The 1,357-nt window shown below is 66.7% G+C and carries 2 protein-coding genes; both read left to right on the top strand.

Annotated features, from left to right (window positions below):
- The first annotated feature begins 47 nt into the window (after positions 1 to 47).
- Complete coding sequence (locus tag AP234_RS00040; protein ID WP_055477450.1) at positions 48 to 419, top strand: transposase; 372 nt, start codon at positions 48 to 50, stop codon at positions 417 to 419.
- Positions 416 to 1,327, top strand: coding sequence for an IS3 family transposase (locus tag AP234_RS00035; RefSeq protein ID WP_152990134.1), 912 nt, complete (start codon positions 416 to 418; stop codon positions 1,325 to 1,327). Before AP234_RS00040 ends, AP234_RS00035 begins: the two co-directional genes overlap by 4 nt.
- Positions 1,328 to 1,357 lie beyond the last annotated feature (30 nt).

Raw genomic sequence — 1,357 nt, 5'->3', positions numbered from 1 at the left:
TGAGCTTCCCCTCGTAGCGTGGAGACCGAACCGGGAGAGGTTTGGTCGTGGCAGGTACCCCCAGGCGCCGCTTTGATCCGGAGTTCCGGGCCGGGGCGGTGCGTATCGTCAAGGAGACCGGCAAGCCCGTCTCGCACGTCGCGCGAGACCTTGGTATCAACGAGTACACGCTGCACAACTGGGTGCAGCTGGACCGGCACGCCAATGGGCAGGCCGGCGGCAACGGCAGTGGAGGCGGGACGCTGAAGGAGTCCGAGAGCGAAGAGCTGGCGCGGCTGCGGCGGGAGAAGGCCGAGCTGGTCAAGCAGCACGCCCGGGAGAAGGCGGCCTGGGAGAAGGAACGCGCTGAGCTGGAGGACGAGCGTGATGTCCTCAAGCGTTCGGTGGTCTTGTGGGTGAAAGAGGCGGTGGGCCGGTGAGCGTGGCGGCCTTCATCTGCTCCCAGAAGACCGACTATGGCATTGACCACGCCACCAGTTGCCGGGCGCTGAGGGTGTCGCAGTCGTGGTTCTACAAGTGGAAGAACCGCGAGCCTACGATGCGTGAGCAGCGCCGGGCCCGGCTGGATGAGGAGATCGCACGGCACTTCGCGGCCTCGGACGGCACCTACGGATCGCCGCGGATCACTCATGACCTGCGCGGCGAGGGCTGGAAGGTGTCGGAGAACACCGTGGCCAAGCGGATGGCCGAACTCGGTCTGGCCGGACGGGTGCCCAAGAAGCCGCGCTCGCTGACCCGTCAAGGCAAGCGGCCGGCCGCGCCGGATCTGGTCGGGCGGAAGTTCTCCGCGGTCGCCCCCGATGTGCTGTGGGTGGGCGACGGCACGATGATCAGCACTGATGAGGGGCCGCTGTATCTGGCCACGGTGGAGGACCTGTTCTCTCGCCGTCTGCTCGGGTACGCCATGTCCGAGCATCACGATGCGGCGCTGACGGTCGCCTCTTTGCAGATGGCGGTCGCCACCCGTGGCGGTGACGTGGACGGGGTGATCTTCCACTCCGATCGGGGCAGCGAGTACACCGCCGCCCGCTACCAGGCCGAATGCCGCCGGCATGGGGTCGTTCAGTCGATGGGCCGGGTCGGCTGCGCGCTCGACAACGCCGCGGCCGAGTCGTTCAACAGCACGCTCAAGGTCGAATACGTCTACCGGCAGCACTTCCGTACCCGGGCCGAGGCCCGCCTGAAGATCGCAACCTGGATCACCGACTTCTACAACGCCAGACGGAGACACAGCGCCAACGACGGGCTCCCGCCTGTCACATTCGAGCGCCAGATGATCGAGAAGAGGCAAGCCTCAACGGCCCTGCTGAGGGCCGCTGTGGCATAGGACCGTCTCCACGCTTTGAGGGGATTGACA

The sequence above is a fragment of the Sphaerimonospora mesophila genome (assembly GCF_001417795.1).
In the GTDB taxonomy this organism is placed as follows: domain Bacteria; phylum Actinomycetota; class Actinomycetes; order Streptosporangiales; family Streptosporangiaceae; genus Sphaerimonospora; species Sphaerimonospora mesophila.
This window is presented reverse-complemented; position numbering and strand designations above follow the sequence as displayed.